The sequence below is a fragment of the Thermosporothrix hazakensis genome, from assembly GCF_003253565.1.
Lineage (GTDB): Bacteria > Chloroflexota > Ktedonobacteria > Ktedonobacterales > Ktedonobacteraceae > Thermosporothrix > Thermosporothrix hazakensis.
The window spans coordinates 1-1,677 of sequence record NZ_QKUF01000080.1 but is presented as its reverse complement, the minus strand read 5'-3'; the positions used below and the strand labels follow the sequence as shown (position 1 = coordinate 1,677).

General features: G+C 39.5%; 1 protein-coding gene. It reads left to right on the top strand.

The annotated features are described in order from the left end of the window. Positions 1–490: 490 nt before the first annotated feature. Positions 491–1,639 carry a tetratricopeptide repeat protein gene (locus EI42_RS31745; RefSeq protein ID WP_111326982.1) on the top strand — a complete coding sequence of 383 codons (1,149 nt, stop codon included), beginning with the start codon at positions 491–493 and terminating at the stop codon, positions 1,637–1,639. Positions 1,640–1,677 lie beyond the last annotated feature (38 nt).

Genomic DNA, 1,677 nt, shown 5'->3' with positions numbered 1-1,677 from the left:
TTCAGCGCCTGTACGTGATAGACAACCTGAGAATACAGAGGACCAGCAGGCCCTTGTTTCAGCCGCTCGACAAAGCGCCGCACCGCCTCCACATGGTTCACCCCTTTCTCGTCTTTAGGGGGATGTGTCATCATATATCTGAGATAGCCAACTAAAACAATTTTTGCTTCAACTATCTCTTCTTGAGAAAACTTGAAACAAACATATTTGTCTCATCTTGTGTATTCATTGTATCCCCTACGTTTCATCATCATAAAGTCGTTTGCCTGTTAACTTGTGAAGTAACACTTACCAGCAGGCATAGAATAATGTTTTGATGCTTATACTACCAAAATAACATAGGATAAGTGATAAGAAGGTAAAATTTGCAATGAGAAAAGAAGAAATTTTACCTGTGACTGGACAGATATATATCTTTTTCTTATACTGATGGATAGGAAGTATATTAATTAAGTTCGCTTGCTTATTCTGATTTAATGGAGAAAGTAGGGTGGAAGCATCTGATGTTACATTTCATTTCGGAAAAGAAATGAAAAAGCGCAGGCTTGCTAAGGGATGGAGCAAGGAAGAATTTGCTGAGCTCTATGCGAAAGCTCTAGGCAAACCTGAGCCCCTCAACGTTAAAGCCATAGAAGCCTTAGAGAGAAGTGAGGTAGGACCAGTGTCACCAAATCGACGCGAAATCATTGCATTTCTGTTGGATATGCCTTTAGCTGGTATGTTGTTGAATGAAACGTCAATTTTTGTGCCGAATATTCAGACGCGAAAGCGCTTAGATATTGATGAAAGTATGGAGGCTTTGAAAAAATATTGGGAACAGCACCTTAAGAGTACCTCTGCACATCTATTAGATGAAATTGATGATAGAATCATAGATATAGAGAAAGAGATACCTTATGCTATTAATACTCAGGATAGGAGAGTATTACAGGAAATTTTGTATAAGTATCATATCGTTATATCTTGCATACTTGATGGAGAATATGAGCATAACAAGGCTATATCCCATTTAACCAAAGCTATAGTTTTATCAAGAAAACTGAAGGATGAAACGCTAGAATCTGCTGCTCTTTATAGACTTGGCAACATTTATCTCGTTGCGGGCAGGATAGATAATGCAATAACCACCTATAGCCAGGCTCTTCACCTGGCAAGAGATACGCAGGTAAACGGAGCCTTACTATTGAAGAGAGGGTTAGCGGATTCTGTACTTGCTGGCAGAACAAAAGAGAATCGCGATCGCTTGAATGCGCAGGTTGTGCAAACCATTGAGAACGGGGGAGAGATCGCAAAGCAAAAGTTTGACTATGACGAGCACTTTCTGAAACTCAATAAGGAAAGATACCACTTAGATAAAGCTGCCGCGCTTATCAATATTGGATATTATCGAGAGGCAATAAATGAGATATTCGCTATCCGTCAAGAGTCGAATTCAGAATGCAGGAATGCATATAGTACGATGCTTCTTGGGAAAGCGTATTTTGGGTTAAATAATTATACGCTTGCAGCAAGTATGGCGCTAGATTCTTTGCCAGTATTTAAAAGAATACATTCAAAAGTGAATGTTTATAGAATAGCGAGATTGTACAGAGAACTAAAGGAGAGCCCAGCAGCAAACAAAGTTGAAGTAGCTGAATGAGGTCTGGAACTGTGGAAGTATGATCCCAAACTTGTGAG